Raw genomic sequence first — 25,502 nt, forward strand, 5'->3', positions numbered from 1 at the left:
CTCGAATCCGAGAGGCGATACTCCGCCTTCGGCGTTACGTCTCGCCTCTCGGATCCGAGGCGGCCGAAAATCCAGTGCTGAAAGATTGCCGGTTGTTCAGTTTTCGGACATCAGGCTCGAGATCGTGTCGATATCGGTGACCAGTGCATTGCCCTGGAACGCGAAGTCGTCGTAGGCCCGTGCTATCGCCTCTTTGTCGCGACCGCCGCAGGCATCACTGATCACCACCGGCACGAAACCGAGATCGGTCGAATGGCTGACCGTGGGCGCGATCCCGATCTCGAGCGCCACCCCGGCGATGGCGTAGGCGCCGATTCGCAGATCGCGCAGCAGGGTGGCCAGGGGCGTGCCCTCGAAGGCCGACATCGACATCTTGTCGAAGACCAGCTCGTCCTCGCGCGGTACGAGTTCCGGTACCAGCTCGAACGCGGGCGTATCGCGTTGCAGGATGAAGGCCACATCGTCGACGGTTTCGGCGTTCTGCCAGCTCATCAGTAGGCGCATCCCGTACACGCCGGTCAGTCGCCGTGGCGGGAAGAAGTGGCGCAGGAAGATCACCGGGTAGCCGCCGCGTCGGGCCGCTTCGACGACCCGCACCACGCGTTCGACGATCTCCTGGCCGTCGGGTAGTTGGCCGAGGACGCCGACCTGCATGTCGTAGACGATCAGCGCCATCCGGTCGGGCGCGCACAGATCGCCGAGGGTATCGGGAATGTCGAGTCCGTTTCCTTGTCGCACCGGCGCCAGTATCGTCGTCCGTCGCGAGTCTGTCGAGAGTCGCCGAGTCTGTCGTGTGCGAGGCGGGTGCCCGGAGACGCGAACGCCCCGACGTCGGTGTCGACGTCGGGGCGATCAGGCTGTGCCGCAGGTTATTTGGTGGCGTACTGGGTGGTGCCGGGAGGCGCGTTCCAGGTGTTGATCAGGTCCATGCCCGCGATGATCAGCGTCGGCCCACCGGCGACCAGGGTGCCGATGATGCCGCCGACGGTGGCGCCGGTGATGAAGCCGGGCAGCGCGCCGACCCCGCCCGCTGCCGCGCCGATCACGAGCCCGATCACGGCACCGATGGCCATGCCGACGAAGCTGCCGACCGCGGTGGCAAGGCCGAAGGTGGAGGCGAAGTTCGCCTGTGCCGCATAGTTTTCCGCGGGCGAGGCGACCGGTGTCAGGTTCGGCCGTGCTGTCGCGATGTCTTTGACCGCGGTCAGCTCGAGTACGGTGCTGTCCGCGCGAACCGCGTGCGGCAGCGGGTATTCGAAACTGCCGTCGCGGACCGAGAGCGGCAGCGTGACCAGGGTCGCGCCCGCCGAGTCGCGGATGTCGACCGCGCCGCCGGTGATCGCGAAGGTGCCGTTGGTGAGGGTGGTGACGACGGTGTTGCCGATGAGTTCGGTGCGGTATTCGACATCCGGCGTGACCGGTTCTGCACCGGCGATTCCGGTTCCCACCAGCGCTGCCGCGAGCACCGGAATGGCGGCCGCGGCGATTCTGCGGATGATCATATGAACATTTCCCATCTGGACTTCATCAGGTGTGAGTGCTCGAACAAGCGCCGTGGTGATGACTTCCCCCGAGAAAGTGCGTGACCGGCGCGTGAAGCTGCCTAGCTCGATTTCTGTGACGAACCATATCTTGCAACAAGGTTTCGGGACAGTGAAATCGGGGTATTGCGATCTACTTCAGAATGTTGATGGCGCGCGCGATCACCATCGCGCCGAGCAGCAGGGAGATCACCGACTGCGCCATCATCATCACCTTGCACCAGCGCGAGAGCGGCAATACGTCGGCGGGCGCGAACGAGGTGGCGTTGGTGTAGGCCAGGTAGAGGTAGTCGAAGTATTCGGGTCGCCAGTCCTTGTCGGCCAGCTCGGGCGACTGCATCTGTGGAAACAGGAAGTCGGGCACCGGTTCTCGGTTGTTCGCCCTGGCCGCGGGGCCGCCGCGATCGAATTCCCAGTACCAGAGGGAGAACGCGATCACGTTGGTCGTCCAGATGATCGCGCCGCTGAGCAGGAGTTCGCTGGGCTGTTTATCGATGGTGCCGACGACGATGGTCTGCACCAACCGAACCGTCGACACGGCGGTGGCGAAGGTGATCAGTGCCGCCAGCAACAGGCTGAGCTTGCGAATCCACGGTTCCTCGCGGTCCATCCGGCTCGGGTTCGCGACGATCAGCACGGCGAGCACGCCCAGTTCCAGCGCGGGCAGCAGCCACACCGGTGCGGGCAGGAACTGCTCGGGCAGCAGGGCCTGGACCGCCACGAGCGCGAGGATCGCGGCGGTGGCGGAGAGACGGGATTCGCCCTCGGTGGGCCTGCGCCAGGCCGGGAGCGCGTGCTCGCTGTCGGTCACATCGTGCAGTATCGCCTGGGAATCGGGTGTTGCCGGGGAGGCGCGGGGTCAGCCGATGACGATGCTCAACACGATCGCGCCCGCGCAGACCGCGGCCACGACCGCGAGGGCGATCGCGTCCCGACGGTGCGGTGCGCTCGGATGCGCCGTCAGCATCCCGGTCCCGCCGCGCGCGGTGATCGCCTCGCCGAGTTCGCCCGCGCGCCGCGACGACACCGCCATGCACGCGGTGAGGATGTCGATGAGCGGGTCGGTGGTGCGGCGCAGGAGGTTCTCTTTGGGCCGCAGTTTGCGGGCCGCGCGCAGCACCCGGATCTCGTCGAACAGCAGCGGCAGACCGCGCAGCGTCAACGCGACGACCACCGCCCATTCGTCGACCGGGAGCCGCAATTTACGCAGTGGCGCACCGAGTTTCGCGAGTGCGGGGGCGATCTCACCCATCGGTGTGGTGAACGCGATCAGGAACGAGGCGGCCACCAGAATCATGCCGAACACGAAGACCTGCAGGTAGCCGAGCACCGCCTTCGTGCCCATCGGCGCATTGATCAGACCGCCGAGCACGACCAGCCCCCAGAACCACCACGGCAGCCGGGGGAGCGCGCCGAGCGGCAGCCGCCCGAGCACCCAGATCAGCGCAAGGAATGCCGCGATCACCCCGAGCACCGGCCAGGACGGCAGGAACATCAGCAGCAGGCTGATGGCGAACGCGGCGATCATCTTCGTGCCTGCCCACAGGCGGTGTACGACGCTGTCGACCGGTACTTCACGCAGCAGCACTGTGCTCATGGGGTGGTGCCTTTGCTCATGGGGTGGTGCCTTTCGGTGCGCTGGTGTGCGCCGTGGCGCCGTGGGGGAGTCCGGCCGTGACGGGCGACTTCTCCGGTGCGCGTTCGGTTCTCGCGATCGGGTGGCCGTCGGCCGAGACCACCACGCCACCGTCGAGGTGCACGGTGCGGTCGCAGACCATCGCCATCTCGGCGACATCGTGGGAGATGATGATCAGCGTCAGCCCCGAATCCCGTAGCCGGGCAAGCAGTTCCACGATCTCGGCGCGACCTTGCGGATCCAGGCCCGCCAGTGGTTCGTCGAGCACCACCACCTGCGGCCGGCTCGCCACCATCGCGGCGAGGACGACCCGTTTGGCCTGCCCGCCGCTGAGTTCCTCGACCGAGCGGGCGGCGAGGCGCCGATCAAGGCCCACCGCGTCCAGTGCCCGCCCGACCGCGCCGGACCCGGTCGCGCGCCCGCCCCAGTCGGCGATCTCGGCGCCCACGGTCTGCTTCTGCAGTTGCAGCCGGGAGTGCTGGAAGGCCAGGGCGACATCGCCGACCTGCTTGTCGACCGCGGTGCCGCGCAGTTCGCAGCGGCCCGAACTCGGCGCGATCAGTCCCGCGATGATCCAGGCCAGCGTCGATTTGCCGGACCCGTTGCCGCCGACGATCAGCAGCGCCTCGCCCTTGCGGACCGACAGGTCCACGCCGTGCAGGGCGGGCGCCTCCCACGGCGTGCCGCGGTTGTAGGTGTGGTGCACATCGGTGAGTTCGAGGACGGGGGAACCCATCGGCCTGCGGCGTTGGTCGCGGGCGGGGTGCGGCCAGCTGGCGAGGTGGTCGACCATGCGGCCGTCGGCGAGGTGGATCACCCGGTCGGCGGCGGTCGCGTCGGCTTCGTGGTGGGTGACGAGGACAACGGCGGTGCCGTGGCGGCGGGGCAGTTCGGCGAGCAGGGCGACGAGTTCGCGGCGGCCGTCGGGGTCGAGCATCGAGGTGGCCTCGTCGGCGATGAGCAGGGCCGGTCGGCGGGCCAGCGCGGCGGCCACGGCGAGGCGCTGCTGCTGGCCGCCGGAGAGGGTGGCGGTTTCGCGGCCGCCCATATCGGCGAGGCCGACCTCGGCGAGCAGAGCGTCGACGTCGACCTCGGCGGCCGATTCCGCCGACAACCCCCACACGACGTCGTCGGCGACCGAGACGCCGAGCGTTTGGCTCTCCGGTCGCTGCAGGACCAGCGCGGTGCCGCCGATGGCACCGAGGCCCGCCGAACCCGGCCGATCCACCGCACCGGTGGTGGGCGGTCGGCCTGCCAGAACTCTGGTCAAGGTCGATTTGCCGGACCCGTTGTGGCCGACGACGGCGACGAACTCGCCAGGACGAATGGTGAGATCGATGTCGGCGAGCGCGTCCACCCGAGCGCCCTCGTACCGGTAACCGACCCCGTGCAGCGACACCGGTAGCGGCCCGACCGGGCGATCGTCGGCAGGTGCGTCGAGGCGATCACTGCCAGGTAACCAGGCCAGTCGATCGAGGACCGCGCCGAGCACGAACCAGGAGATCACCGTGCTGACCAGCACACCGAACGCGACGGTGGCGCCGATGTAGATCCACCACCAGTCCAGAATCACCCCGACGGCGTCGGCCGCGCCTCGGCCGAGCGGTTCCAGTGCGGGCACCCGGCCCGCCAGGTTCTCGATGCCCTTCGCGGTGTTGCGGAACGCTTCGAAGAACAGTTCCCTGGTGCGCGCGAAGAGCAGCAGGCTGCCGACGGAGAACAGCCCCCAGCCGACGGCTGCCACGATTCCGAGCGCGAACACTGTGGGGAATCCGCCACCTCGACGTTTCACCGTGCCGATGATTCCGGCCAGGGTGGCCGCGCCCATCACCCCGAGCGCTGGCATCATGCCCGCGGCGACGAAGGTGACGAGCGTGGCCGCGATGGTGGCGGTGACCAGCGCGCGAAGCCGATACCGCTGCGCGAGCAGGCCGAGCGGAACCGCCGCGACGAGCTGCAACGCGGCGGCCATGGGAACCAGTGAGCCGACGGTGATGAGGCCGACCGTGAGCCCAGCCATCACCGCGCCGCTCGCAAGTTCGATCGGGCGCAGGGGGCCGCGGGGGGTGTCGCTCACCTGTCCAGTCTGCCAGGGGGTTGCGGTTGCGGGTGTGGGGCTGATGAGGAGCTTGTGTGGAAACTATGGGCGCGCGGGCACGGGTTCGGGAACGTGATCCTGGGGTGTGCGGCGGAACATGCGCGGGTTCAGGCGGGCTATTGCCACACCGGTCAGGCACAGAACGCCGCCGAGGAGGGCGGTGGGGGTGGGGACTTCGGCCAGGAAGACCCACGACATGCCGATGGCGAGGGCGGGGACGGCGTAGCTAGAGGACGCGGTGACGCCTGCGGGCGTGTGCGACAGGGCGTAGGCCCAGAGGAGGAAGGCCAGGCCGGTCGGGACCAGGCCCATGTAGACGACGCCGACGGTGGCCGAAAGGGGCGCTTCGGCCAGTTGGTGTGCCATCTGCGGCGCCCACGGCAGCAGGACGACCGCGCCGGCGATCGCTCCCAACGCCGTCGTGGTCACCGGATCGGTGGTTCGCAGGACGAGTTTCTGCGCGACCACGCTGACCCCGTAGAGCAGGGCGGCGGCCACCGCGAGCAGGACGCCGATGCGGTCGCGTTGTCCGGGGCCGGTGAACGCGATGATCGCCGCGCCGCTGAAACTGACCGCGATTCCGACGATGAGCAGCGGCGGGAAGCCCTCGTTCAAGAACACCCCGGCCAGCACCGCGACCACGATGGGCGCGATATTCACCAGCAGTGCCGTGGTGCCCGCGTCGAGATGGTGTTCGGCGGCGTTCACCAGCACCGTGTACAGCCCGAACCACAGCGCGCCGTAGGCCAGCGTCAGCCACAACGCCAGGCCGCGCGGCATCTTCGCGCCGCGGACCGCGAGCACCACCCCCAACACGATCGCGCCGACGAGAATTCGCCCCGATGCCATCGCCGCGGGCGAGACATACGGTGCGATGCCGCGAATGATCACGAACGACGATGCCCAGGTCAGCATCACGGCAACCAGGGCGAGGGCGGGCAGATGCGACTTCATTCCTCTACCGTGGACCGGTCAAGAGATAAGCACAAGCGGTTATTTGCCATCTACTATTCAGTAGGACTGAATCGAGGAATTCGCATGATCGACACGCACCGCTTGATGATCTTCCGTTCCGTGGTGGCGACCGGCTCGGTGGCCGCGGCGGCATCGACCCTCGGCTACTCACCGTCGGCCGTCTCCCAGCACCTCACCGCGCTGCAACGCGAAACCGGCCTGCAACTGCTCGAACGGGTCGGTCGCGGCGTGGAGCCGACGCCAGCGGGTCGGGTGATCGCGGCCGAGGCGGCCAAGGTGCTCGACGAACTGAACGCGCTCGGCTCGACGGTGTCGGACCTGCGGGCGGGCAAGGCGGGCCGGATCACCATCAACACCTTCAGCTCGGCAGGCACCAACTGGATGCCCGACGTGGTCGCCACCCTCACCCACGAATTCCCCGACACCCGAATGCGGCTGCGCATCGTCGACGAGCTGGCCGAGGTGTCGGTCAACCGGCCCGATATCGCGCTCACCGTGCGCCTGGACAAACCGACCCAGGTGGTCGGCTACACCCACCGCGACCTGATGACCGAGCCGTACGTCGCGGTGGTGCCCGCCGGGCACGAACTCGCCGGTCGCACCACGGTGGACGTGGCCGAGCTGGAGCGCTACCGGTGGATCGACAGCGACATCAGTCGCGGACCCTGTCGCCAGGCCATGCTGAACGCCTGTGCGGCAGCGGGTTTCACGCCGCGATTCGAGGTGGAGACCACCGACTATCCGTCGGCGTTGCGTTTCGTGGCGCGCGGGATCGGCATCACGGTGATCCCGCGCCTCGGCGCCACCGAGCTGCCGCCCGGTGCCTGCGCGCTGGAGCTCACCAATCCGACGCCGCGGCGCACCGTCTGCGCGCACATCAAAGACTCCGAGTCCTACAATCCAGTCGTCGTCCGAACGATGGAGCTGCTCGACGAACTGGCGGTCGCGCCGCACAGCTCCCGGACCTCGCGCTGAAGACGCGGAGAGGCGGAACAGTGCACGAAGTGGGTCGGTATCGGTGTGCCGTGCTCGGGCCGCTGCGGGTGTGGGGGCCCGAGGGCGACGAGGTGACGCCGAGTGGGGTGTTGCCGCGGCGGTTGCTCGCGCTGCTGGTGTTGCGGCGCGGGGCGGTGGTTTCGGTGGACGCGGCGATCGAGTTGTTGTGGCCCGACGGCGGACCGAACAATCCGGCGGCGGCGTTGCACAGTCATATGTCGCGGCTGCGACGGGTGCTGCCGGAGGTGATCGAGTCGGCGGGCGACGGGTACCGGCTGGATCCGGCTCGGGTCGTGGTCGATGCCGACGAGCTGGGGGAGATCCTCGACGGCGGCGGTTCGCCCACGGCTATCCTGCGCCGCTGGGTCGGAGCTGCGTATCCGGAACTCGACATGGTGGACGAGGCGCGGGCGGAATCGGTTCGCCTGGAGGAACTTCGGGTCAGAGCGCGTGAAGCCGAGGCGGCCGTTCGACTCGCCGACGGGCGGACCGACGGTTTGGCGGCCGAGCTGCGCGCGGTGGTCGACGAGTATCCGCTGCGAGAACACCCGCGCGCCTTGCTGATCGACGCGTTGGCCGCGACCGGCCGCTCCGCCGACGCGCTGCGGGTCTACGACGAATTCCGCCGCCTGCTCGCCGACGAACTCGGCACCGAACCGTCCGAGCCGCTCCAGCAGCGCTACCAGCAGTTGCTCACCGGCGATCAGAGAACCGAAGCAGCCCAACTACTTCCGATGTCGGTCACCGCACTGGTCGGGCGCGCGGATCTGCTGGCCGAGACCGAGGCCCTGCTCGCCGATGCCCGACTGGTGACCCTCGTCGGTCCCGGTGGCGTCGGCAAGACCCGGATGATGCTCGAACTGGGACGCAGGCACGCCGCTACCCCGGTCGTATGGTGTGAGCTGGCCGGCACCGATGCCGACGGTGCGGTCGGTGCGGTCGCCGCCGCGCTCGCCATAGACGTACGCCCCGGCATACCCCTCGACGAACGCATCGCGGGCGTCATCGGTACTGCGGAAATGCTTGTGCTCCTGGACAATTGCGAGCACGTCCTCGAACCGATCGCCGCACTGGTCGACCTGCTGCTGACCCGCTGCCCGCGTCTACGGGTAGCCGCCACCAGCCGCGAACGCCTGCGTGTAGCAGGCGAACAGGTGCGCCGCGTACCCCCGCTCGACACGTCCCCCGGCGTCGAACTGTTCCTCGAGCGCGCCGCCTCGGTCACCGGCGAACTCGCACTCGAACCCGCCGCCGTCGACCAGATCTCCGCGATCGTCGCCCGCCTCGACGGACTACCGCTCGCCATCGAACTCGCTGCGGCACGGATGTATTCGCACGACGTCGAGGAGATCGCGGCAGGCCTCGATCGTCAATTCGATTTCCTCTCAGCCGGTTACCGCACCGCGACCCGCCACGGCTCCCTCGCCGCCGCCGTGGCCTGGTCGGTAGATCTGCTCGACACTCCACTGCGAGAAGCGTTTACGAGCTTGTCCGTGTTCTCCAGCCCCTTCGATGTCGCCGCCGCGGCCGCGGTCTGCGGCACCGAGGTGGGCCCGACCGCCGACCGCCTGACCGAACTCACCGAACGTTCACTGGTGCTGCGCGCGCCCGGCCGCCGCTACGCCCTCCTCGAAACCCTGCGAACATTCGGCCGCACCGAACGCGCCACCACCGACGACAACGCGGGTGCCCGCCACGCGCACTACTTCGTCGACTGGGTCGAGCGCGCCGACCGCGAACTCGTCGGGTCCGCCACCGTCATCTCCCGGATCGACGAGTCGATCACCGAACTCCACCGTGCCCTGCACTGGCTACTCGACCACGGCGACACCGCGAACGCCGCCCGCCTCGTCGCCGCACTGACCGACTACGGCCTGCTCCGACTGCGCCCCGACGTCCTCGGCCTGGCCGAACTCGTGATCGCCGCCGATCCGGCAGCCACCAGCCGCACCGCTGCCGGGGTCTTCGCGTCGGCGGCGTACGCCCGCTGGATGGCCGGTGACCTGCCCGGCGCTTACGATCGCGCCGGTCGTGCCCTCGCCGTCTGCGACGACCCGCCCTACAACGCCTACGGCGCCTATGGCGTGTGCGACCTGTTCTCGGGTCGCTTCGACGAATCCGCCGAGTGGTATCGCCGCGCCGCCGTGCTCCCCGATCGACCGCCGTCGAACATGGACGTGGCGACCTGGACCATGCTGCTCGGTTACGCGGGCGATCCGGCCGTCGAGCAGCGCTCGGCCGAGCTCGTCGCCGAAACCGGCTCCGTCACTTCCCCTTACGTCGCCTACGCGCTCTATTGCGCGGGCGAGGCCGTCCTCGAGATCGACCAGGACCGGGCGCGCGAGCTGCTCGACCGGGCACTGCGGATGGCCGAAGCCACCGGCACCACCTTCGTATCCGGTGTCGCCGGGGCCTCGCGCGTGTCCCTCGATGTCCGTTCGGGCCGCACCGCCGACGCCGCAGCTGCGTACCCCTCGTTGATTCGCAGCTGGCAGCGTGCCGGAATGTGGTCGACCCAGTGGGTGATGTTGCGCTCGATCGCGCTGTTGCTCGATCAGCTCGGCCGGTCGGAACAGGCCGCGGTCCTCGACGGTGCGATCCGTGCCGCCGCGGCCGATCAGCCCCTCGGCTCCGATCGTGAGGTCCTCGACCAGATGTCCGAACGCTTGCGAACAGCACTGGGCGACACCAGGTTCGAGCGAGCTCGCCGCCGTGGTGTCGAACTCGGCAACGACGCGATCCTCGACTACACCCTGGCCGCCCTCGGCCCGCAGGCGTGAATCAGCCTGCGGGCCAGGGGTTTCACCAGCGCGGCTGCTCGCCCAGAATGCCGAGCACCGCCTTGCCGACCATCTCATGGGTCAGCGCGTCGTTGCCGGGATGGAAACCGCCGCACCGCACATCGCGGTAGAGCCGCTCGAGCTCGTTCCCGGAGAACATCGCGGCCCCACCCACCACATCGAGCGCGGTATCGACCACCCGCTTGGCGGCTCCGACGGTCCGCCATTTCATCGAGTACACCTTCGGCGCCCAGTCGGCACCGTGATCGGCACCGGTCACCCAGTCCGTCGTGAACTTGGTCAGCACCGCGTCGGCGGCATCGAGTTCCAGATACATCGACGCGATCTGGTGCTGCACGAACGGGTTGTAGGCGTAGGCGCCACGTTCGATCGCCATCGACTTCTTGCGCCGCGCGTTCTCGACCGCCAATTCCAGTGCGCGGTCGCCGATTCCGAGATACACCGCGCCGATCAGCGACAGCGGCCACATCGTCATCCCCGTCAGGAACGGATGGTCGGCGTCCCCGGCGGGCATCACACAACCGATCCGCGCATCGGGCACGAACACCTCGGTGAGCTGGGTGTCGTGACTCTGGGTCGGCCGCATACCGAGCGTGTCCCAGTTCTCGACTACTGTCGCACCCTCGGAACCGCGTTTCACGAAGGCGTGCACCACCTTCGGCCCGCCCTCGGCGTCGACATCGAGCGCGTGCGCGCCCAGCCACTTCCACGCGGGGCCGTTGGACCCGAACTGCTTGCGCCCGGTGAGCCGGTACCCGCCGTCGACGCGACGGGCTCCGCAGGTGGACAGCAGTACCGGAATGTCGTTGCCCGGCTCGGCATGTCCCGCCGCGAACACTTCGCCCGCCAGCGCCTCGTCATAGATCCAGTCGAGCGAATGGTCACCGGCCCTTGCCATTTCGTTGGCGATGCCGATCCAGTACGAATGCATCGACATCGCCAGCGCGGTGGCGGGAGCGTAGGCGGCGAGGCGACGCTGACTCGCGGCGAGCTGGGCCAGGTCAAGACCCCAGCCGCCACGTTCGGCGGGGACGGCGGCGGCCAGGTAGCCGATGCCGCGCAGTTCGGCGAGGTCCTCGGTGAAGTAGGTGTTGGCACGGTCGTGGGCCGCGGCGCGGGACCGGAACCGTTCCAGCATGTCGGTCGGGATGGTGCGGGTTTCGCTGATGGTCTGAGTCATGGGAGCCACTGTTGGGGGTCGGGCTGTTGCGACGCTGTCGCGCGCTGTCACGGGCCGCCCGACGTCTGACAGCCCGCTGACAGGGCATCCACGCAGGCTGAACGCCATGATCGCAATCGAAGAACTCGGCACGATTCTGTCGGTCTGGGCCCATCCCGACGACGAAACCTACCTGGCCGCCGGGATCATGGCGGCCGCCCGCGACAACGGTCAACGCGTGGTCTGCGCGAACGCCTCCGCCGGCGAAATGGGCACTTCGGACTCGCAGACTTGGCCGCCGCAACGCCTCGGCCAGGTCCGCCGCTGGGAAGCCGCCGCCGCGATGGCCGTCCTCGGCGTCACCGAACACCGCGTCGACGACTTCCCCGACGGCGAGTTCCCGATGCACGACCTGTCCGGAAGAGTCTGGGCCGCAGACCTTCTCGCCGAAGTTCAGCCCGACACCATCCTCACCTTCGGCCCGGAGGGCATGACCTTCCACCTCGACCACATCGCCGTCCACCGCTGGGTCACCCGCGCCTGGCACGCCGCGGGTCGCCCCGGCCGACTCCTGTACGCGGTGCCGTCGGCCGAGAAACTCGCCCGCTTCATGCCGCTCTACGAGGAGTGGGACATGTACATGAGCCCCCTGCGCCCCGTCGGCGTGCCCCGCGCGGAAATCCCCCTGAACCACACCCTGACCGGCACCGCCCTCGATCGCAAGATCACCGCCCTGCGCGCGATGTCCACCCAGACCGGCGCCCTCACCGCCTCGGTCGACGAGGCGCTGCTGCACGAACTGGTCGCCGAGGAAACCTTCGTCGTCGTCGCCGCCGAAGTACGCGAATCCGTGGCGGCAAGCGATGGATGCTGACCTGGCCCGCGCCCGCACCCTCGGCATCCTCGCCGTGAAACTGCTCAGCCACGGCACCGCGGACGACTTCGCCGCCGTCTTCCACCCGCTGGCCCGCAACCACGCAGGCCCCTACGTCCCGCCGGACTGCCGTGCGCAGGGTCCGTCGGCCATCCACGCGACATCGCTGTGGTTACGCGCCACCTTCACCGACCTCGACTGGTCGATCCACCGCCTCGTCGCCGACGGGAACCAGGTCGCCGTGTACGCCGCGATGAGCGGCACCCACTCCCACGACCTGGTCCTCTACGGCCCCGACGGCAGCCAACAACAGACGATCCCCGCCAGCGGCGCGATCTTCACCGTGCTGCACACCTACTGGTTCCGCCTCGCCGACGGCCTGATCATCGAACGAACCGTCGACCGCGGCGAACTCGGCTCCGCCCCCAACAATCCGCCAGTGCGGCGCAGTCGGATGCGCGTCGGCCTCCGTTAGACCGGCATCTTCGTACAATTCGACGCCAAAAAATCAGAAAACTGATTGAAAGCGCGCCGTTTGTACGATTACGCCGGGTGGCCGACGATCAAGCGGGCGGCGGCACGCCCAGCCAGCCGCCCATGGCGACCGTGCGGAAATGTGTTGTCAGCCCGAAGTTCTCGTCGATCACATGCAGCGCGAGGGCCGGGTCGGGGGCGTAATCCATGACGCGATGAGGCGGCGCCACCTCCCACTCACCGCCGAGAACGGAAGCGGTGCTGGGGCAGGTGATCATGGGTTTGCCCGCGAAGGTCGTCGCGATCGGGGCGTGGGCGTGGCCGGTGAGGATGCCGACGATGCGCGGATCGCCCGCGACCACGGCGGCCAGCCGGCCCGGATCGGCGAGCGCGATCACGTCGACGACCGGGCTGAACACGCGCTTGGGCGGATGGTGCAGGGCCACCAGGATGGGCCCGTCGGGCAGCTCGGCGAGCGTCGCGCGCAGCCAGTCGAAGGTGTCCTCGCCCAGCAGTCCGGCCGGTTGGCCGGGGATGCTCGAGTCGAGCATGATCACGGTCAGTGCGCCGATCGTGTGGACACTGTTGATCGGGGTGGTCGTGGCGGGCTCGCCCAGCAGCGCGGTGCGAAAGTTGGCTCGGTCGTCGTGGTTGCCGGGCAGCAGGTACAGGGGGATGTCGGCCTGCAGGGCCAGGCGGGCCTGCGCGTACTGCTCCGGGGTGCCGGAATCGGTGATGTCGCCGGTCACGAGGATGACGTCGGGCCTGCGCGGCAGGTCCGCCAGATATGCCATCACCGCCTCCACCCGTTCGGTGTTGCGCGCGCTGAGGTCGAAGTGGGTATCGCTGAGCTGAGCCGCCAGGATCATCGGCAGTCGCTTTCTTCTCTGGGATCGCTCCGTTGCGTCAGAGTGTGCCGGTATTGCTCATCGGCACCTCTCAAGGCTAGATGACCTGCGCTTATTCGTCTTCATGAGTCGTGCCACGGCCGAGAACCTGCTCAGTAGTCTGTGTCACCTTTCACGCCCGCGAATCTGTGCGTTCCGGTGTGTGGGATGCGGCGTTGTAGTACGCCCGCGAGTGCGTAGCTTTAGCGGCGTGTTTCTCTCTATTGCAGCGCCCAGAACCCGAGTCCTCCTGGGCGCGTTGACTGTTCCGCTCTCGCTGGCCCTGTTCGGGTGCAGCGGGTCGATCTCGATCGGCGGGCCGGACTACGACGCGCTGGAAAAGGACATCACCGCGGAGCTGGACAAGGCCTACGCGCCGATGTCGCGCAAGGTCGACTCGGTCAAATGCCCACGGCTGGCCGACGATCCGAAGAAGGGCGAGACCTTCGTCTGCACCGCGGTGCTCGACGGCAACGACGTGCGCGTCGATGTGAAGGTCGAAGACGACGAGGGCTCGGTGACGTTCACGACCCGCGACATCGCGTTCGACCTCGCCGCCACCGCCAACAGCCTCACCACCGATGTCGCGGCGCAGGTGGGTTTCCCGGTGACGGTGGACTGCGGGCAGGGGCTGAAGATCGTCGAGGTCGGCAGCGTCTTCACCTGCACGGCGCTCGACGAACAGGGTGAATCGGGCACGATCGAGGTGACCGCTCGCAACGAGGGTGGTAGCGACTGGCGACTTGTCGAATAGCCTCAGTCGCCGGTGAGCTGTTTCGCGGCGTCGAGGAGTCGGGCGGCCTCGGCCGGGTCGCTGGTCAGCGGCGCCCAGAAGTCGGGGCCGGGGGTGGCTGCCAGGTCGAGGACCGGTGGGGTCAGCCAGTCGGCGGCGAGGCCGAGTTTCCAGGAGTGCAGGTGGGTGCGGGGGAGCGCGGCGGTGCGGTCGAACAGCGGGTCGCCGAGGATCGGGTGGCCGATCCAGGCCAGCTGCACGCGGATCTGATGACGCCGCCCCGTCACCGGCCGTAGGGCCAGCAGCGCGTGGTCGCCGTGCCGGGCGACGGTGCTGAACAGGGTCCGCGAGGGATAGTTCTTGGCGGGTAGCAGGTCGGCCTCGGCGACGAACCAGCGGTCGCCCTCGCGCTGGATCGCCTCCCGCGGCGCCGCGATCCGCACCCGATTCTTGCGCCCCACGCTCAACGGCAGATCGAGCTCGCCGTGATCGGGCAGGTCGGCCCCCGACACGATCGCCAGATACGCCTTTCGCGCGGTCTGATTGTTGAACTGCCTGGTCAGCGGCCCGTGCGCGGCCAGATCGGTAGCCAGCAGCACCAGCCCGGAGGTGACCTTGTCGATCCGGTGCACCGGATACAGCTGCGTGCCCGCGGCCTGCGCCAACTCCACCAGATCGGTGTCGTGGCGCTCCCCGGTCACCGAGATCCCCGCCGGTTTGTTCAACGCGAGCACCGCGTCGTCGGCGAACACGGTGTAGTCCTCGCGCACACTGCGCCAATCCAAATCCACTACAACACCCTAGAGAACGGTGTCGTCATGCCTGCCGCAGGCGGTGCGGGCGCAGGCGGTTGAACCCGCGCACGCGCACGCTGCGCAGGTGGCGAATGGCGAAATCGGGATGGTTGTCGAGGGCCTCGGCCGCCGCGTCGTCGATGAGGACATTGCCGGGCCGGGCCACGCCGGTGAGCCGGGCGGCGATATTGACCACCGAGCCGTACACATCGCCGAAGCGTTGCAGAACCTCGCCGTAGGCGAAGGCGACGCGCAGTTCCGGGGTGCCGCCGACGAGCATGGTCGACTCCTGGATGGCGAGTGCGATGTAGGCGCCGTCCTCGGCGGTCTCGGCGGCGAACATCACCTCGTCGCCGACATTCTTGATCACCCAGCCGCCGTTGTCGGTGATCGCTGCGGTGGTGGTCGACTCGAAAGCTTCCAGGAGAGTGGACAATTCGTCGGGATGCAGGTGCCTGGTGAGGCGGGTGAAGCCGACCATATCGGCGAACCCCACCGCCAGCGTCCGCATCGAACCGCCGCCCTGGGCCTCGTTCGACCTGGCGACCGCGGCCGCCAGATGCCTGCGCCACACATACGACTGCAACTGGTCGATGCTGGCCATCGTGGATTCCGTTGCGGCCCTGATCCGTTCCTCGAGCGCAATCGCGGGATCGGCCGATTCGGCCCGCACCTTGATCTCGGCCAGCACCAGATCGGCCTGCCACTCCGCCAGCCGCGCCATGCCCTGACCGATCGTCCGCGCCGCCGCAGCCTGCTGCCGAATATCGGACGCGGCAACAACTTTCATGCTCCGGAAGTTGGTGACCGAGGTGATGTCGCTCTGCGTGTAGTCGACCTCGTCGTCCTCATTCGCCGGAAATCCCAGCGCGGTCCACAACCGCCGCGACTCCGCCTCCGGTACGCCCGACTGCTCGGCGACCTGCGTGCGCGTATATCGGCGCGGCCCACCGAGCAGTGCCTCCTCGACACTGCGCTGCACCAACTCGGTCATCTCGGCGTCCGGCATACCCAGACTCTACGACTGCGCCACGCGCGCGACGGCCATCCTCGTCCCCGCCTTGGCAAGGGTCATCAAATCCGCTGCCGTCGCCCGTGACACCTGGCACAGCGCCTTCGGTGACCTGGTCGCTTACCCCGAGGTGGGCAAGGGATGGCAAAAGTGCGTACTTGTCGCAGGTGGGCGGTGTACCGACACTCGGATCGGGGCGGTCGAGCGATGGTCCTGGACAGGAGTCGAGATGATCAACGAATCGGTGACGGTGCTCGGAACCGGGTCGATGGGTAGCGCGGTAGCCGGTGCTTTCGTCGCCGCGGGTTATCACACCGCGGTCTGGAACCGCAGTCACGACAAGGCGGCGGCTCTGGTCGGCGCGAACGCGCACCCCGACATCGCCGACGCGGTCGCCGCGAGCCCGGTGATCATCTCCTGCCTCACGTCCTTCGCCGCCGCACGCGAGAGTCTGCGCGGTGCCGATCTACTGGGCCGAGACCTGATCACCTTGAACAGCGGAACACCCGACCGAGCAAGGGGATTCGCGCAATTCGCGAACAGCGCGGGTGCCCGCTTCCTCGGTGGTGCGATCAAGAATGTGCCTGCGGCCGTGGGTGATCCGAATACACTGCTGTACTTCGGCGGTGACCGCGACGTCTTCGAGACTCACTCCGCGACCCTGCGCGTACTCGGCGGCGAACTCGAATTCCTCGGTGCCGAACCGGATCTGGCCGCACTCTACGAATCCGCCGTCGGCGCGACCCTGCTCCCGGCGCTGCTCGGCTTCCTCGAAGGCGCGGCGGTGCTGGCCTCGCGCGGACTGCCCGCGTCGACGATGGTGCCCTATTCGGTGAAGTGGCTGCAGATGATCGAATCGCTGCTGCCGGTCCTGGCCGGCGAAATCGACGACAAGGACTACACCCGTCTCGGCGCGTCGGTCGAGCTGTTCCACACTGCCGTCGCCGACGACATGCGACTCGGCGCCGAAACGGGCGTCGACCTGTCCTGGCACGCCCCGATGCACGAGCTGCTGAGCCGGGCGGTCGCCGACGGACGCGGCGCGCAGAGCATCACGGCGTTGATCGAGCTGCTGACTCGGCCCGGCACGCGGTAGGCAGGGGTAGTACCCGACATTTCTCCACCCCGCCGCACGTCGTTAACCAGTCGAACAAGTCCGTTCGCCCGAGGCGATGCAATGGGGGCGGCGGATACCTTCTACGCTGGCTGCCATGTCGTCACCCGCTCTCGGCGAGTTCCTTCGCACCAGGCGCGCCCGCATCCAACCCGCCGCCGTCGGACTCAACGATTACGGCCGCCGCAGAATGGTCGGACTGCGCCGCGAGGAAGTCGCCCAGCTGGCCGGTATGAGCGTGGATTACTACACCCGGTTGGAGCGGGGTCGCGGCGAGGACTTCCCCGATTCGGTGCTCGATTCCGTCGCCCGCGCCCTGCGCCTCGACGCCACCGAGCGCGACCACTTCTACACCCTGGTCCGCCCCGCCGACCCCGACTACAACTACTGCCCGACGGTCCGCCCCGGCACCCGACTACTGCTCGACTCGATCACCACGCCCGCGTTCGTGCTCGGTCGGCACATGGAAGTGCTGGCTTGGAACAGCATGGGCGACAAGGTGTTCGGGTTCACCGGCGACTGCAATCTGGCGCGTTTCACGGTCCTGCACCCCGACGCGGGCGTCTTCTACCCCGACTGGGAACCGGTAGCCGCCGAAACCGCCGCCTACCTCCGTCGCCAGGTGACCCGTTGCCCCCGCGACCGCCGCCTCACCTCCCTCATCGACGACCTCACCGCAGGCAACCCGGTGTTCCACCGCATCTGGTCCATCCAGTCCGCCACCCGTAACCCCCACGGCCGCAGACTGATTCACCACCCGGCGGTCGGCCGAATCGAATTCGGCTACGAAACGCTGGACCTGCCGGAAGACCAGGATCAGGTACTGGTGGTCTACACGGTGGACCCGAACTCGCCCGCGAGCGAAACGTTCGACGCACTGCGTACGCGCGAACTGGTCGGCGCGCACTGAATTTCGATCGCCATTTGTTTGCTGATGTCATTTCTGTGACGCCGGGTCGCATGGTCACGGTTTATTCCGTCCGGCGCGGTACCTTTCGAATACCAACGAAAGGGGAGGTCATGTCAGTACATATCAGGTCCGTGCGGTCGCTGTCCCATGCGCGATTCGGCTCCGTGGAATTGATCACCGGCGGATTGCTGTTGATCGCCGCGGCACTGGCAATGCTCGGCCCCCTGATCGCAGCCCTGCTGATCCGCCACAGCGGCGCCGACCGAGCCCCCACCACCCCGGTGGTCGTGCTCACCCTGGCAATGATCCTGGCAACCACCACCGGCCTCACCCTCCTCACCCTCGCCCACCGCCGCAGCGATTCGAACCAGCCGAATTCGTCGTAGCGACTCCGTCGAAACCGGTGGGACATAATAGGATCGGCTATCCTGGTGGCGATCAGGGAGGTCGTTCATGCCCATCAAGTTCCGTCAGCGCAAATCCTTCGGACCACTGAAGTTCAACTTCACCCAAGCCGGCCTGTCCTCCTGGGGCATCAAGATCGGCCCCTGGTCCTGGAACTCCCGCACCCGCAAGAACAGCGTCGACCTCCCCGGCCCCCTGAGCTGGCGCCAACGCTGAGCGGCCCCGCCGCCCGTTACCGAGGCCACACCAGTCCGATAGCCGCCGTCTGTCCGACCAGGAACAGGTGAGGACTACGACTCACCACCGAAGTGTTCCCCGTTGATCTGGCTGCGGCCCTACTGATCAATCGTGGTCTTCGAGTAGGCGGGCGGCTTCCTTTGGGTCCATCATGTTCGACCACACCTGCTCGGCCGGCATGACTTCGCGTTCCGGCAGTGAGGATTCGGGGAACCACGCGTCCGGCGCGCAGCCGGGGACGCGGTGCAGAATCACTGCTGTGAATTCGGGTGGGACCGAGCCGGTGATTCGGATCGCGACATAGGTTTCGTGTCCGTCTTCGCGCAGTCCGGCACTCACCAGCCATGCTGGAATCTCGGCGTCTGGGTTGTCGCAATGGACGGCTTCGCGCCAGCGTCCGATCTTCACTTTGAACAGGACCGTGTCGTCGATCGCGCGGATTCGCTCGTGGGGTATGTGAGGATCGGCGAACTGCTCACGTGCCTTTGCCGGCAGCGGGTGTTCGATCTGATCGAGTTGGGTCGTGGCGGACGGGATCGGTAAACGCAGATCTTCGCGAAGACACCGAAGTGTCGGCCGAACCGTCATCTATCTATTCCTCCCAGTCTCCCACGCCGCCGAGCTCGTCGATTCGCGCGGGAGTAAGACCGGTCAGCATGGCAACGCTGCTGGTCAACGACCCGTCGAGGATCTTCATGGACTCGACCATGCCGTGCCGGATCTCCTCCCTCTTCTGCTCCAGATAGGTCTGAACCGCTTCGGCGACGAAATCCTTTTTGGTCATGCCGAGGAAGTGCGCAGCCTGAGAGATCAACTCGTCGGTGGCGGGGTCGATCTTCAGTGGTGCCTGTCTCTTGGTGGTACCGGTGGCCGGTTTCGTCATCATGAATCGCCTCCTGCCACCATGGTACCCAAGTACCTCGAGTGTCGGTGCTGAAGGCTTCGATCGGCGCGCAACGCACGTGTCGGTTTCGTCCAAGACAGGGTGCGGGAGGGCTCTCTAGGCTGACCGCAGGCAGTTTCGAACATTCGGATTTCAGGAGGATTGTGATGGCACGCGAACTGGTTTACACGGGATTCATGTCGCTCGACGGTGTGGTGGACTCGCCCGGCGGGACGGTCGAGGGGCATCGCAGTGGTGGATGGGTGATGGAGACCGAGTTCGTGCCGGAGGCGTATTCGCTGAAGGGCGAGGAGCTCGCCGACACCACCGCGCTGATGTTCGGGCGTCGCAGCTACGAGGCGTTCGCCCCGATCTGGCGCGATTCCGAGGATCACGCCGCCTACAAAGATTTGCCCAAATATGTTGTGTCGGAGTCACTCTCCGATGACAAGCTGATCGACGGCTGGGGCGACATCACCATCCTGCGCTCGACCGAGGACATCGAAAAGCTCAAGCAGACCGAGGGCGGTCCCATCTACATCCACGGCAGTGCCGAACTGGCACAGCGCCTTTCGGATGCCGACCTGATCGACCGGTACAACCTGCTCGTGTTCCCGGTGCTGCTCGGCGCGGGCAAGAGCCTGTTCGGCCGGGCCGATCGCCCCAAACAGCAACTGTGCCTGCGTGACTCGGCGACCTACTCCAACGGTGTCGCCAAGATGGTCTACGACGTCGTCCGCTGACCGACGTCCAACGCGATCGCCCCCTCGCTTCCCTCGCGCAGCTGCCGCGCCGTCCGTCCGACGAACCGGCGCAGCGCGCGGGCGAGGTGGGGCTCGTCGTAGTAGCCGAGCTTGTCGACGACATCGGCCGGCGTCTCGCCGGCACTCAGCAGCAGCGCCGCCGTGCGCGCACGTTCGATCTGACGGACCGCGCCCTGGGTGAGACCGGTCGCCGCCCGGAAACGACGTTCGAGGGTGCGCTCGGTCATCGCGGGCTGCAGGCCACGCAGCGTGTCGGCGACGAGGGCGTCACGGACCACGACATCCTGGCCGACAAGTCGCTCGACCAGCGATTCCGCATCGTCGGCGCGCGGGGTCTCCCAGCGCTCGCCGTCCAGCCAGAAGCCCCGTGCGGTCACGTCGGGCAGCACGATCCCGCTGTCGACCAGGGTCGATGCGGTCACCGCCCGCAACGAGGTGCCGACCGCGAACTGGATCCCGACGAAGTCCGCCCCCTCGGGAACAGGCGCGGTGCCGGTGCGAACTTCCGGCCCGGTGACCGCCGCGCAGCTCACCCCCTGCTGCTCCCAGAACACCAATCCCCAGGTCTCGGACGCCACCGACGTCATCTCCGCGACCTGCTCACTCCGGCAGGTCCACACCGACTCCACCCACGGCGAATCCGACCCGCGCGTCTCGAACACCAATCCCACCATCGAGATCCTAACCGCCGCTGCGCCCGCCGGAACTGGTACTCGAGGGTGACAGGCACGCCGAATCGGGAGCTCGAAAGCAGTACTGCGGAGGGATGCCGCGGGGTGTGGGCCGTCGATAGGTTTCCCACTGAGTCGAAAGGGGCGCCCGATGCGATCCATGATGGTGGCCGTAGTGCTTGTGCTGGCCTTGGTGGTCGGTGGCTGCGGCGATGAACCCGATGCCCTGCAACGTGACGTCGATGCGATCGCGGCACTCGGCACCACCGGTGTGCAGGCCAGATTTGTGGATGTCGCCACCGGTACCGATCGGTCGAGGGCGGCGGGTAGGGCGGATATCGATGCGGCGGAACAGGTTTCGACGGAAGGATATTTCCGGATCGGCAGTCTGACCAAGACCATGGTGGCGACCGTGGTGCTCCAGTTGGTCGGTGAAGGGCGCCTCACGCTCGACGACACCGTGCAGCAGTGGGTGCCGGATGTGGTGCACGGCAATGGAAATGACGGAGCCGCAATCACAGTTCGTCAGCTTCTGCAGCACACCAGTGGTATTCACGAAAGCCCACCCGAAATGGCCACTGCCGACGACTATTACCGACTTCGCTACCAGGTTCGTGATCCGCAGGAGACCGTGGCGTCGGCCATGCGGCACGCACCCGATTTCGCACCGGGCACGGGATGGTCGTACTCCAATACCGGCTATGTCCTGTTGGGCATGATCATCGAGCAGGTCACCGATCGCCCCTGGCACGACGAGGTCCGTACGCGCATCCTCGAACCGCTCGGGCTACGGGACACCCACTGGCCGGGCACCACCCCCACCCTGCCCACTCCACACGCGCACGGCTACCAGCAATTCGAGGCCGACGGCCCCCTGATCGATGTCACCGAACTGGTCGACGCCGACGCCTCCGTCGGCCACATCTCCACCACCGCCGACGTCGGCGCCTTCTACCGAAACCTGCTCGGCGGCAAACTACTACGCCCCGAAGAGCTGGCCCAGATGCGCACCACGGTGCCGGTCGACGACGTCACCGGAATGGTCTGGCCCGGCGCGAGCTACGGCCTCGGCCTGTTCTCGGTACCACTGACCTGCGGCGGCACGTATTGGATGCACAACGGTGGCCAAACAGGATTTCTCACCAATGCCGGAGTAACCGACGACGGAAGCCGAAGTGCCGTCGTCTCGTTGTCCGCCACTCTCGCAGTCGGCGAAGATGTCGCGCGCAGTAAGGGATTCGCGCAATTGCGCGCTGTGAACGAATTGGTGGACCACGCCCTCTGTGAAAAGTAGCGCGTCACCCAGACTTCCTCCTCGCACGCCACTCGGAGGCGGAATCCAAAGTCGCGGTAGGCCTGAGCATCTCGGGATCGTAGGCCGCGAGTTCGGCACCGGAGCGGAGTAGCTGCGGCAGGTCGGGATTGGCGAGCGCCGCTTGTCCGAAAGCCAGCACATCGGCGTGTTCGTCGTTCAGCACGTCGGCGGCCAGCCGCAGATCGGCCAGCCCACCGTTGGCGATCACCGGGCGACCCGACATCTCGCGGGCGAGTCGGGTGACGGTCGAACCCCCGTCGCCCGCAATGTGGAGGTAGGTCGCCTCGGACAGTGCTTCGAAGATCACCTGGGCGTCGTCCTCGGCTCCGGGCCAGCGATAGGTGAAGTCGTTGACCTTGGTCTGGGACAGTCGCACGCCGACCGGAAAGTAGCCGACGGCGTCGCGGACCGCAGCGAGAACCGTTGCGGTGAGCCGTATTCGGTTGTGCACCGCACCGCCGTATTCGTCGGTGCGCTGGTTGGTGTAGTCGGTGAGGAATTGGTCGAGCAGGTAGCCGTTGGCTCCGTGGATCTCGACGCCGTCGAATCCCGCTGCCTTCGCATTGACCGCGGCGGCAGCGAAACCGGCGACAGCGGCATCGATGTCACGGGCGGTCATCGCCCGGGGCGTGCTCCAATCGCCCGCGCCGCCATAACTGGCCATCTTCTGCCCACGCGGTGAGACGGCCGACGGGCCGATGCTCTCGTACCCGTAGGCATTGCCCTGGGAGATCGCGCCGGCATGCATCAACTGGGCGATGATCGTCGAACCGGCGTCGTGCACCGCGTCGACCACCTTGCGCCAGCCGGTGATGTGTCGATCGGTGGCCAGACCGGGTTGGTTCGCATAGCCCTGGCTGTGGGTGATGTCGGGGTAGGCGCCTTCGGTGATGATCAGGCCGAAGCCGCCGCGCGCGTATTCGCGGTAGTACTCAGCCATTCGGTCGGTCGGGGTTCCGTCGGGTTGGGCGGAGACCCGTGTCATCGGTGCGACGGCGAGGCAGTTGCGCAGCGGCAGCGAGCCGAGGGTGTACGGCGCGAGCGCGGGGTGGCCCGTTTCCACAGTGGTCATCGGTTCGACTCCACCGCGATGACCTCGACTTCGATCTGCCAGTCGGGTTGGGCGAGCGCGGAGACTTCCAGCAGCGTATCGGCCGGGTAGGGCTCGCGCAGGAACTCCTCGCGCAGGGTGATCACGTGCGGCAGGTTGGCGGCCATATCGCGGACGAAGATGCCGACCTTGATCACATCACCGAGGTCGGCGCCCGCTTGCGCCAGCACCCGCTCGACGTTGCGGAACGCCTGGCGGCCCTGCTCGAGGAATCCGCCGGGGACCGTGCGCCCGTCTTCGGTGAACCCGGCCTGTCCGGAGACGTAGATCAGGCCGTTGGCGGTGATCGCCTGGGAGATTCGGTAGGGCTGGTACCAGTCGGGGTCGGTGGCGACCTTGCGGATTTCGGGCCGAATCTTGGGAGTGGTCATCGCGGTTTCCCTCCAGTGCGGAATACGTTACGGAACGTTCCGTAACGCTTGGAACAGTACGGCGGCCCCTCCGATCTTGTCAATACGCTACGTAACGTCACGTCTGAAGCATGGAAGATCGACCTGACGTCGGTATGCGCGCCGACCTCGCGTGGGATCGGCGCGCGCAGCGAGACGGGGATGATCCCGGTCGGGGAATGCTCAGCCCTGGTCGAGTTCCCCGCGCACGGTGGTGGCGATGCGGGTGAGGGCGGTGGCAAGGTTGCGGCGCTGAGCGGCGGTCAGTGGATCGAACACGAGCCGTTTGACCTGCGCGACGTGTTCGGGGGCGCTCTCGGCGAGCTTGCGGCGGCCGTCGTCGGTGAGGGTGGCGAAGGTGTATCGGCCGTCGCTGGGGTCGGGGCGGCGGGTCACCCAGTCGCGGGCTTCGAAGCGGTCCATCGCTTTCGACAGGCGGGGCTGGGTGCTGTCGCAGACCCGGGCGAGGTCGCTCAGGCGCATGGTGTCGTCGTCGGCCATCGACAGCTGGGCGAGCACCCCGTACTCGAAGTTGGAGATGCCCGCGTCGCGCTGTAGCTGACGGTCGAGGGCGGCGGGGAGGGCGATGACGACCGTGAGCAGTGCCTGCCACAGGTCCTGCTGATCGTCATCGAGCCAGGGTGAGGGGGTGTTCATGGGGTTCATCGTACTTGCCTGGGCAACTCGCACTTGCCTAGGAAAGTGATTACGCGCTACAGTTTTACTTGCCTGGGCAAGTTAATGCAGTTGCCCAGGCAAGCGAAGGAGCTGATATCGATGTCCACTCTTGCCTCCCGGATCGGCCCGATTTCCCGCAAACCGGCTGCGGCGTACGACGACCTCCTTGCCCGCGTGCTGCCGCAGGCCAGGAAGCAGCGCGTGTGGAGTCCGTCCGACGGGCCGCTGCCCAGTCTGTTCGTCAGTCACGGCGCCCCGTTCACCCTCGACGATCCGCAGTGGCTCGGCGACCTCTTCGCCTGGGCTCAGTCGATTCCCAAACCCCGTGCCATCGTGGTCGTTTCGGCCCACTGGGAACAGGCGCCCGCCGCGATCACCGCAGCCTCGGCAGGTGCACCGCTCTATTACGACTTCAGCGGTTTCCACCCCCGCTACAAAACCCTGCCCTACGCCACCCCCGACGCCACCGACCTCGCTCGCAGGCTCACCGGCCTGCTCGGCGGCACGCCGGTGCACGAGTTCGCCGGCCGCGGTCTCGACCACGGCGCGTTCATCCCACTCATGGCGATGTATCCGGCGGCCGACGTGCCGGTCGTGCAACTGTCGATGCCAAGCCTCGACCCCGGTGCGCTACTGGCGCTCGGAGCCCACCTGCGACCCTTGCGCGAAGAAGGCATTCTGGTGCTCGGCTCCGGCTTCATGACGCACAGCTTCGCCGTCTTTCGCCAACCCGAACTCATTGCCGAGACAACAGCTTTTGATGAATGGGCGGCCGACGCCCTCGCTCGCGGCGACGTCGACGCCCTCACCGACTACCGGAAGAAGGCACCCGGCGCGGCGATCGCCCACCCGACGGCCGAGCATTTCGTCCCGCTGCTGCTCACCGTCGGCGCCGCCGACAACCCCGCGGGCGCGGTGAGCGCCATCGACCGCCTGGTCATGGGCAACTCCATCCGCTCGGTCCAACTGACCTGAGCCGGTTCGACTTTCACCTCTCCACTCGATCGCCTCATCTCGTGGCGACGACATCGAAACACCTTGGAGG

General features: G+C 67.4%; 28 protein-coding genes. 12 read left to right on the forward strand and 16 right to left on the reverse strand.

Annotation, left to right across the window (positions count from 1 at the left end; translation table 11 throughout):
* Nucleotides 1-96: 96 nt before the first annotated feature.
* From ACFWUP_RS13850 to ACFWUP_RS13875, 6 genes are all read right to left on the reverse strand, one after another.
* Nucleotides 97-738 carry a cysteine hydrolase family protein gene (locus ACFWUP_RS13850; protein ID WP_379234067.1) on the reverse strand — a complete coding sequence of 214 codons (642 nt, stop codon included), beginning with the start codon at nt 736-738 and terminating at the stop codon, nt 97-99.
* A 131-nt stretch (nt 739-869) separates the two neighbouring features.
* Complete coding sequence (locus ACFWUP_RS13855; protein ID WP_379234069.1) at nt 870-1,502, reverse strand: ammonium transporter; 633 nt, start codon at nt 1,500-1,502, stop codon at nt 870-872.
* 172 nt (nt 1,503-1,674) lie between these two features.
* Nucleotides 1,675-2,352, reverse strand: coding sequence for a hypothetical protein (locus tag ACFWUP_RS13860; protein WP_379234071.1), 678 nt, complete (start codon nt 2,350-2,352; stop codon nt 1,675-1,677).
* A gap of 48 nt (nt 2,353-2,400) precedes the next feature.
* Nucleotides 2,401-3,138, reverse strand: a complete 738-nt coding sequence (locus ACFWUP_RS13865; RefSeq protein ID WP_379234073.1) for an energy-coupling factor transporter transmembrane component T family protein — start codon at nt 3,136-3,138, stop codon at nt 2,401-2,403.
* 16 nt (nt 3,139-3,154) lie between these two features.
* The gene (locus tag ACFWUP_RS13870) at nt 3,155-5,197 is read right to left on the reverse strand and encodes an ABC transporter ATP-binding protein (RefSeq protein ID WP_379234210.1); all 2,043 of its coding nucleotides are present in this window, start codon (nt 5,195-5,197) and stop codon (nt 3,155-3,157) included.
* Nucleotides 5,198-5,317: 120 nt separating this feature from the next.
* Nucleotides 5,318-6,229, reverse strand: coding sequence for a DMT family transporter (locus tag ACFWUP_RS13875; RefSeq protein ID WP_379234075.1), 912 nt, complete (start codon nt 6,227-6,229; stop codon nt 5,318-5,320).
* 84 nt (nt 6,230-6,313) lie between these two features.
* Between ACFWUP_RS13875 and ACFWUP_RS13880 the strand changes: the two genes are divergently transcribed.
* Together ACFWUP_RS13880 and ACFWUP_RS13885 are read left to right on the forward strand one after the other, a co-directional pair.
* Nucleotides 6,314-7,225 carry a LysR family transcriptional regulator gene (locus ACFWUP_RS13880; protein ID WP_379234077.1) on the forward strand — a complete coding sequence of 304 codons (912 nt, stop codon included), beginning with the start codon at nt 6,314-6,316 and terminating at the stop codon, nt 7,223-7,225.
* Nucleotides 7,226-7,245: 20 nt separating this feature from the next.
* The gene (locus ACFWUP_RS13885) at nt 7,246-10,026 is read left to right on the forward strand and encodes a BTAD domain-containing putative transcriptional regulator (RefSeq protein WP_379234079.1); all 2,781 of its coding nucleotides are present in this window, start codon (nt 7,246-7,248) and stop codon (nt 10,024-10,026) included.
* A gap of 22 nt (nt 10,027-10,048) precedes the next feature.
* Here the strand turns inward: ACFWUP_RS13885 and ACFWUP_RS13890 are convergent, their stop codons facing one another.
* The gene (locus tag ACFWUP_RS13890) at nt 10,049-11,227 is read right to left on the reverse strand and encodes an acyl-CoA dehydrogenase family protein (protein WP_379234081.1); all 1,179 of its coding nucleotides are present in this window, start codon (nt 11,225-11,227) and stop codon (nt 10,049-10,051) included.
* A 106-nt stretch (nt 11,228-11,333) separates the two neighbouring features.
* On the opposite strand from ACFWUP_RS13890, the gene ACFWUP_RS13895 reads away from it, so the two are divergent.
* Together ACFWUP_RS13895 and ACFWUP_RS13900 are read left to right on the forward strand one after the other, a co-directional pair.
* Nucleotides 11,334-12,080, forward strand: coding sequence for a PIG-L deacetylase family protein (locus tag ACFWUP_RS13895; RefSeq protein WP_379234083.1), 747 nt, complete (start codon nt 11,334-11,336; stop codon nt 12,078-12,080).
* Nucleotides 12,070-12,555, forward strand: a complete 486-nt coding sequence (locus ACFWUP_RS13900) for an ester cyclase (protein WP_379234085.1) — start codon at nt 12,070-12,072, stop codon at nt 12,553-12,555. The genes ACFWUP_RS13895 and ACFWUP_RS13900 overlap by 11 nt, the downstream gene beginning before the upstream one ends.
* An 88-nt stretch (nt 12,556-12,643) precedes the next feature.
* On the opposite strand, the gene ACFWUP_RS13905 is transcribed toward ACFWUP_RS13900, so the two are convergent.
* Nucleotides 12,644-13,423, reverse strand: a complete 780-nt coding sequence (locus ACFWUP_RS13905) for a phosphodiesterase (protein WP_379234087.1) — start codon at nt 13,421-13,423, stop codon at nt 12,644-12,646.
* Between the two features lie 229 nt (nt 13,424-13,652).
* Between ACFWUP_RS13905 and ACFWUP_RS13910 the strand changes: the two genes are divergently transcribed.
* The gene (locus tag ACFWUP_RS13910) at nt 13,653-14,195 is read left to right on the forward strand and encodes a DUF4333 domain-containing protein (RefSeq protein ID WP_379234089.1); all 543 of its coding nucleotides are present in this window, start codon (nt 13,653-13,655) and stop codon (nt 14,193-14,195) included.
* Nucleotides 14,196-14,197: 2 nt separating this feature from the next.
* Here ACFWUP_RS13910 and ACFWUP_RS13915 read toward each other — a convergent pair whose 3' ends face one another.
* Complete coding sequence (locus ACFWUP_RS13915; protein WP_379234091.1) at nt 14,198-14,965, reverse strand: RluA family pseudouridine synthase; 768 nt, start codon at nt 14,963-14,965, stop codon at nt 14,198-14,200.
* A gap of 25 nt (nt 14,966-14,990) precedes the next feature.
* Nucleotides 14,991-15,977 carry an adenylate/guanylate cyclase domain-containing protein gene (locus ACFWUP_RS13920; RefSeq protein WP_379234093.1) on the reverse strand — a complete coding sequence of 329 codons (987 nt, stop codon included), beginning with the start codon at nt 15,975-15,977 and terminating at the stop codon, nt 14,991-14,993.
* 232 nt (nt 15,978-16,209) lie between these two features.
* Here ACFWUP_RS13920 and ACFWUP_RS13925 point away from each other — a divergent pair, with 232 nt between their 5' ends.
* From ACFWUP_RS13925 to ACFWUP_RS13940, 4 genes are all read left to right on the forward strand, one after another.
* Nucleotides 16,210-17,076, forward strand: coding sequence for an NAD(P)-dependent oxidoreductase (locus ACFWUP_RS13925; protein ID WP_379234095.1), 867 nt, complete (start codon nt 16,210-16,212; stop codon nt 17,074-17,076).
* A 115-nt stretch (nt 17,077-17,191) separates the two neighbouring features.
* Nucleotides 17,192-18,004 (forward strand): helix-turn-helix transcriptional regulator, encoded by an 813-nt coding sequence (locus ACFWUP_RS13930; RefSeq protein WP_379234097.1) that lies wholly within the window; start codon nt 17,192-17,194, stop codon nt 18,002-18,004.
* Between the two features lie 110 nt (nt 18,005-18,114).
* Nucleotides 18,115-18,390, forward strand: coding sequence for a hypothetical protein (locus ACFWUP_RS13935; RefSeq protein WP_379234099.1), 276 nt, complete (start codon nt 18,115-18,117; stop codon nt 18,388-18,390).
* Nucleotides 18,391-18,457: 67 nt separating this feature from the next.
* Complete coding sequence (locus ACFWUP_RS13940) at nt 18,458-18,625, forward strand: DUF4236 domain-containing protein (protein ID WP_082843603.1); 168 nt, start codon at nt 18,458-18,460, stop codon at nt 18,623-18,625.
* A gap of 126 nt (nt 18,626-18,751) precedes the next feature.
* Here the strand turns inward: ACFWUP_RS13940 and ACFWUP_RS13945 are convergent, their stop codons facing one another.
* Nucleotides 18,752-19,234, reverse strand: a complete 483-nt coding sequence (locus tag ACFWUP_RS13945) for a hypothetical protein (RefSeq protein WP_379234101.1) — start codon at nt 19,232-19,234, stop codon at nt 18,752-18,754.
* A gap of 4 nt (nt 19,235-19,238) precedes the next feature.
* Entirely contained in the window at nt 19,239-19,532 is a 294-nt protein-coding gene (locus tag ACFWUP_RS13950) for a hypothetical protein (protein ID WP_379234103.1), read from the reverse strand.
* Between the two features lie 164 nt (nt 19,533-19,696).
* Between ACFWUP_RS13950 and ACFWUP_RS13955 the strand changes: the two genes are divergently transcribed.
* Nucleotides 19,697-20,272, forward strand: a complete 576-nt coding sequence (locus tag ACFWUP_RS13955) for a dihydrofolate reductase family protein (protein WP_379234105.1) — start codon at nt 19,697-19,699, stop codon at nt 20,270-20,272.
* On the opposite strand, the gene ACFWUP_RS13960 is transcribed toward ACFWUP_RS13955, so the two are convergent.
* Nucleotides 20,254-20,955 carry a helix-turn-helix domain-containing protein gene (locus tag ACFWUP_RS13960; protein WP_379234107.1) on the reverse strand — a complete coding sequence of 234 codons (702 nt, stop codon included), beginning with the start codon at nt 20,953-20,955 and terminating at the stop codon, nt 20,254-20,256. The genes ACFWUP_RS13955 and ACFWUP_RS13960 overlap by 19 nt on opposite strands.
* A 160-nt stretch (nt 20,956-21,115) precedes the next feature.
* Between ACFWUP_RS13960 and ACFWUP_RS13965 the strand changes: the two genes are divergently transcribed.
* Nucleotides 21,116-22,258 carry a serine hydrolase domain-containing protein gene (locus tag ACFWUP_RS13965; RefSeq protein ID WP_379234109.1) on the forward strand — a complete coding sequence of 381 codons (1,143 nt, stop codon included), beginning with the start codon at nt 21,116-21,118 and terminating at the stop codon, nt 22,256-22,258.
* Nucleotides 22,259-22,262: 4 nt separating this feature from the next.
* On the opposite strand, the gene ACFWUP_RS13970 is transcribed toward ACFWUP_RS13965, so the two are convergent.
* From ACFWUP_RS13970 to ACFWUP_RS13980, 3 genes are all read right to left on the reverse strand, one after another.
* Nucleotides 22,263-23,351: an NADH:flavin oxidoreductase gene (locus ACFWUP_RS13970; protein ID WP_379234111.1), complete on the reverse strand. Its 1,089-nt coding sequence runs from the start codon at nt 23,349-23,351 to the stop codon at nt 22,263-22,265.
* Nucleotides 23,348-23,761 (reverse strand): RidA family protein, encoded by a 414-nt coding sequence (locus ACFWUP_RS13975; RefSeq protein ID WP_379234113.1) that lies wholly within the window; start codon nt 23,759-23,761, stop codon nt 23,348-23,350. Before ACFWUP_RS13975 ends, ACFWUP_RS13970 begins: the two co-directional genes overlap by 4 nt.
* A gap of 201 nt (nt 23,762-23,962) precedes the next feature.
* The gene (locus ACFWUP_RS13980) at nt 23,963-24,436 is read right to left on the reverse strand and encodes a MarR family winged helix-turn-helix transcriptional regulator (protein WP_379234115.1); all 474 of its coding nucleotides are present in this window, start codon (nt 24,434-24,436) and stop codon (nt 23,963-23,965) included.
* Between the two features lie 120 nt (nt 24,437-24,556).
* Here ACFWUP_RS13980 and ACFWUP_RS13985 point away from each other — a divergent pair, with 120 nt between their 5' ends.
* Nucleotides 24,557-25,432, forward strand: a complete 876-nt coding sequence (locus ACFWUP_RS13985; RefSeq protein ID WP_379234117.1) for a DODA-type extradiol aromatic ring-opening family dioxygenase — start codon at nt 24,557-24,559, stop codon at nt 25,430-25,432.
* Nucleotides 25,433-25,502 lie beyond the last annotated feature (70 nt).

This window comes from Nocardia sp. NPDC058658 (assembly GCF_042716665.1).
GTDB lineage: Bacteria > Actinomycetota > Actinomycetes > Mycobacteriales > Mycobacteriaceae > Nocardia.

Coding starts and splice junctions, on each gene's coding strand:
- ACFWUP_RS13855 (WP_379234069.1), bottom strand. CDS start 1,502: ATGATCATCCGCAGAATCGCCGCGGCCGCCATTCCGGTGCTCGCGGCA.
- ACFWUP_RS13865 (WP_379234073.1), bottom strand. CDS start 3,138: ATGAGCACAGTGCTGCTGCGTGAAGTACCGGTCGACAGCGTCGTACAC.
- ACFWUP_RS13870 (WP_379234210.1), bottom strand. CDS start 5,197: ATGGCTGGGCTCACGGTCGGCCTCATCACCGTCGGCTCACTGGTTCCC.
- ACFWUP_RS13875 (WP_379234075.1), bottom strand. CDS start 6,229: ATGAAGTCGCATCTGCCCGCCCTCGCCCTGGTTGCCGTGATGCTGACC.
- ACFWUP_RS13880 (WP_379234077.1), top strand. CDS start 6,314: ATGATCGACACGCACCGCTTGATGATCTTCCGTTCCGTGGTGGCGACC.
- ACFWUP_RS13890 (WP_379234081.1), bottom strand. CDS start 11,227: ATGACTCAGACCATCAGCGAAACCCGCACCATCCCGACCGACATGCTG.
- ACFWUP_RS13895 (WP_379234083.1), top strand. CDS start 11,334: ATGATCGCAATCGAAGAACTCGGCACGATTCTGTCGGTCTGGGCCCAT.
- ACFWUP_RS13900 (WP_379234085.1), top strand. CDS start 12,070: ATGGATGCTGACCTGGCCCGCGCCCGCACCCTCGGCATCCTCGCCGTG.
- ACFWUP_RS13905 (WP_379234087.1), bottom strand. CDS start 13,423: ATGATCCTGGCGGCTCAGCTCAGCGATACCCACTTCGACCTCAGCGCG.
- ACFWUP_RS13920 (WP_379234093.1), bottom strand. CDS start 15,977: ATGCCGGACGCCGAGATGACCGAGTTGGTGCAGCGCAGTGTCGAGGAG.
- ACFWUP_RS13925 (WP_379234095.1), top strand. CDS start 16,210: ATGATCAACGAATCGGTGACGGTGCTCGGAACCGGGTCGATGGGTAGC.
- ACFWUP_RS13930 (WP_379234097.1), top strand. CDS start 17,192: ATGTCGTCACCCGCTCTCGGCGAGTTCCTTCGCACCAGGCGCGCCCGC.
- ACFWUP_RS13935 (WP_379234099.1), top strand. CDS start 18,115: ATGTCAGTACATATCAGGTCCGTGCGGTCGCTGTCCCATGCGCGATTC.
- ACFWUP_RS13940 (WP_082843603.1), top strand. CDS start 18,458: ATGCCCATCAAGTTCCGTCAGCGCAAATCCTTCGGACCACTGAAGTTC.
- ACFWUP_RS13945 (WP_379234101.1), bottom strand. CDS start 19,234: ATGACGGTTCGGCCGACACTTCGGTGTCTTCGCGAAGATCTGCGTTTA.
- ACFWUP_RS13950 (WP_379234103.1), bottom strand. CDS start 19,532: ATGATGACGAAACCGGCCACCGGTACCACCAAGAGACAGGCACCACTG.
- ACFWUP_RS13955 (WP_379234105.1), top strand. CDS start 19,697: ATGGCACGCGAACTGGTTTACACGGGATTCATGTCGCTCGACGGTGTG.
- ACFWUP_RS13965 (WP_379234109.1), top strand. CDS start 21,116: ATGCGATCCATGATGGTGGCCGTAGTGCTTGTGCTGGCCTTGGTGGTC.
- ACFWUP_RS13970 (WP_379234111.1), bottom strand. CDS start 23,351: ATGACCACTGTGGAAACGGGCCACCCCGCGCTCGCGCCGTACACCCTC.
- ACFWUP_RS13975 (WP_379234113.1), bottom strand. CDS start 23,761: ATGACCACTCCCAAGATTCGGCCCGAAATCCGCAAGGTCGCCACCGAC.
- ACFWUP_RS13980 (WP_379234115.1), bottom strand. CDS start 24,436: ATGAACACCCCCTCACCCTGGCTCGATGACGATCAGCAGGACCTGTGG.
- ACFWUP_RS13985 (WP_379234117.1), top strand. CDS start 24,557: ATGTCCACTCTTGCCTCCCGGATCGGCCCGATTTCCCGCAAACCGGCT.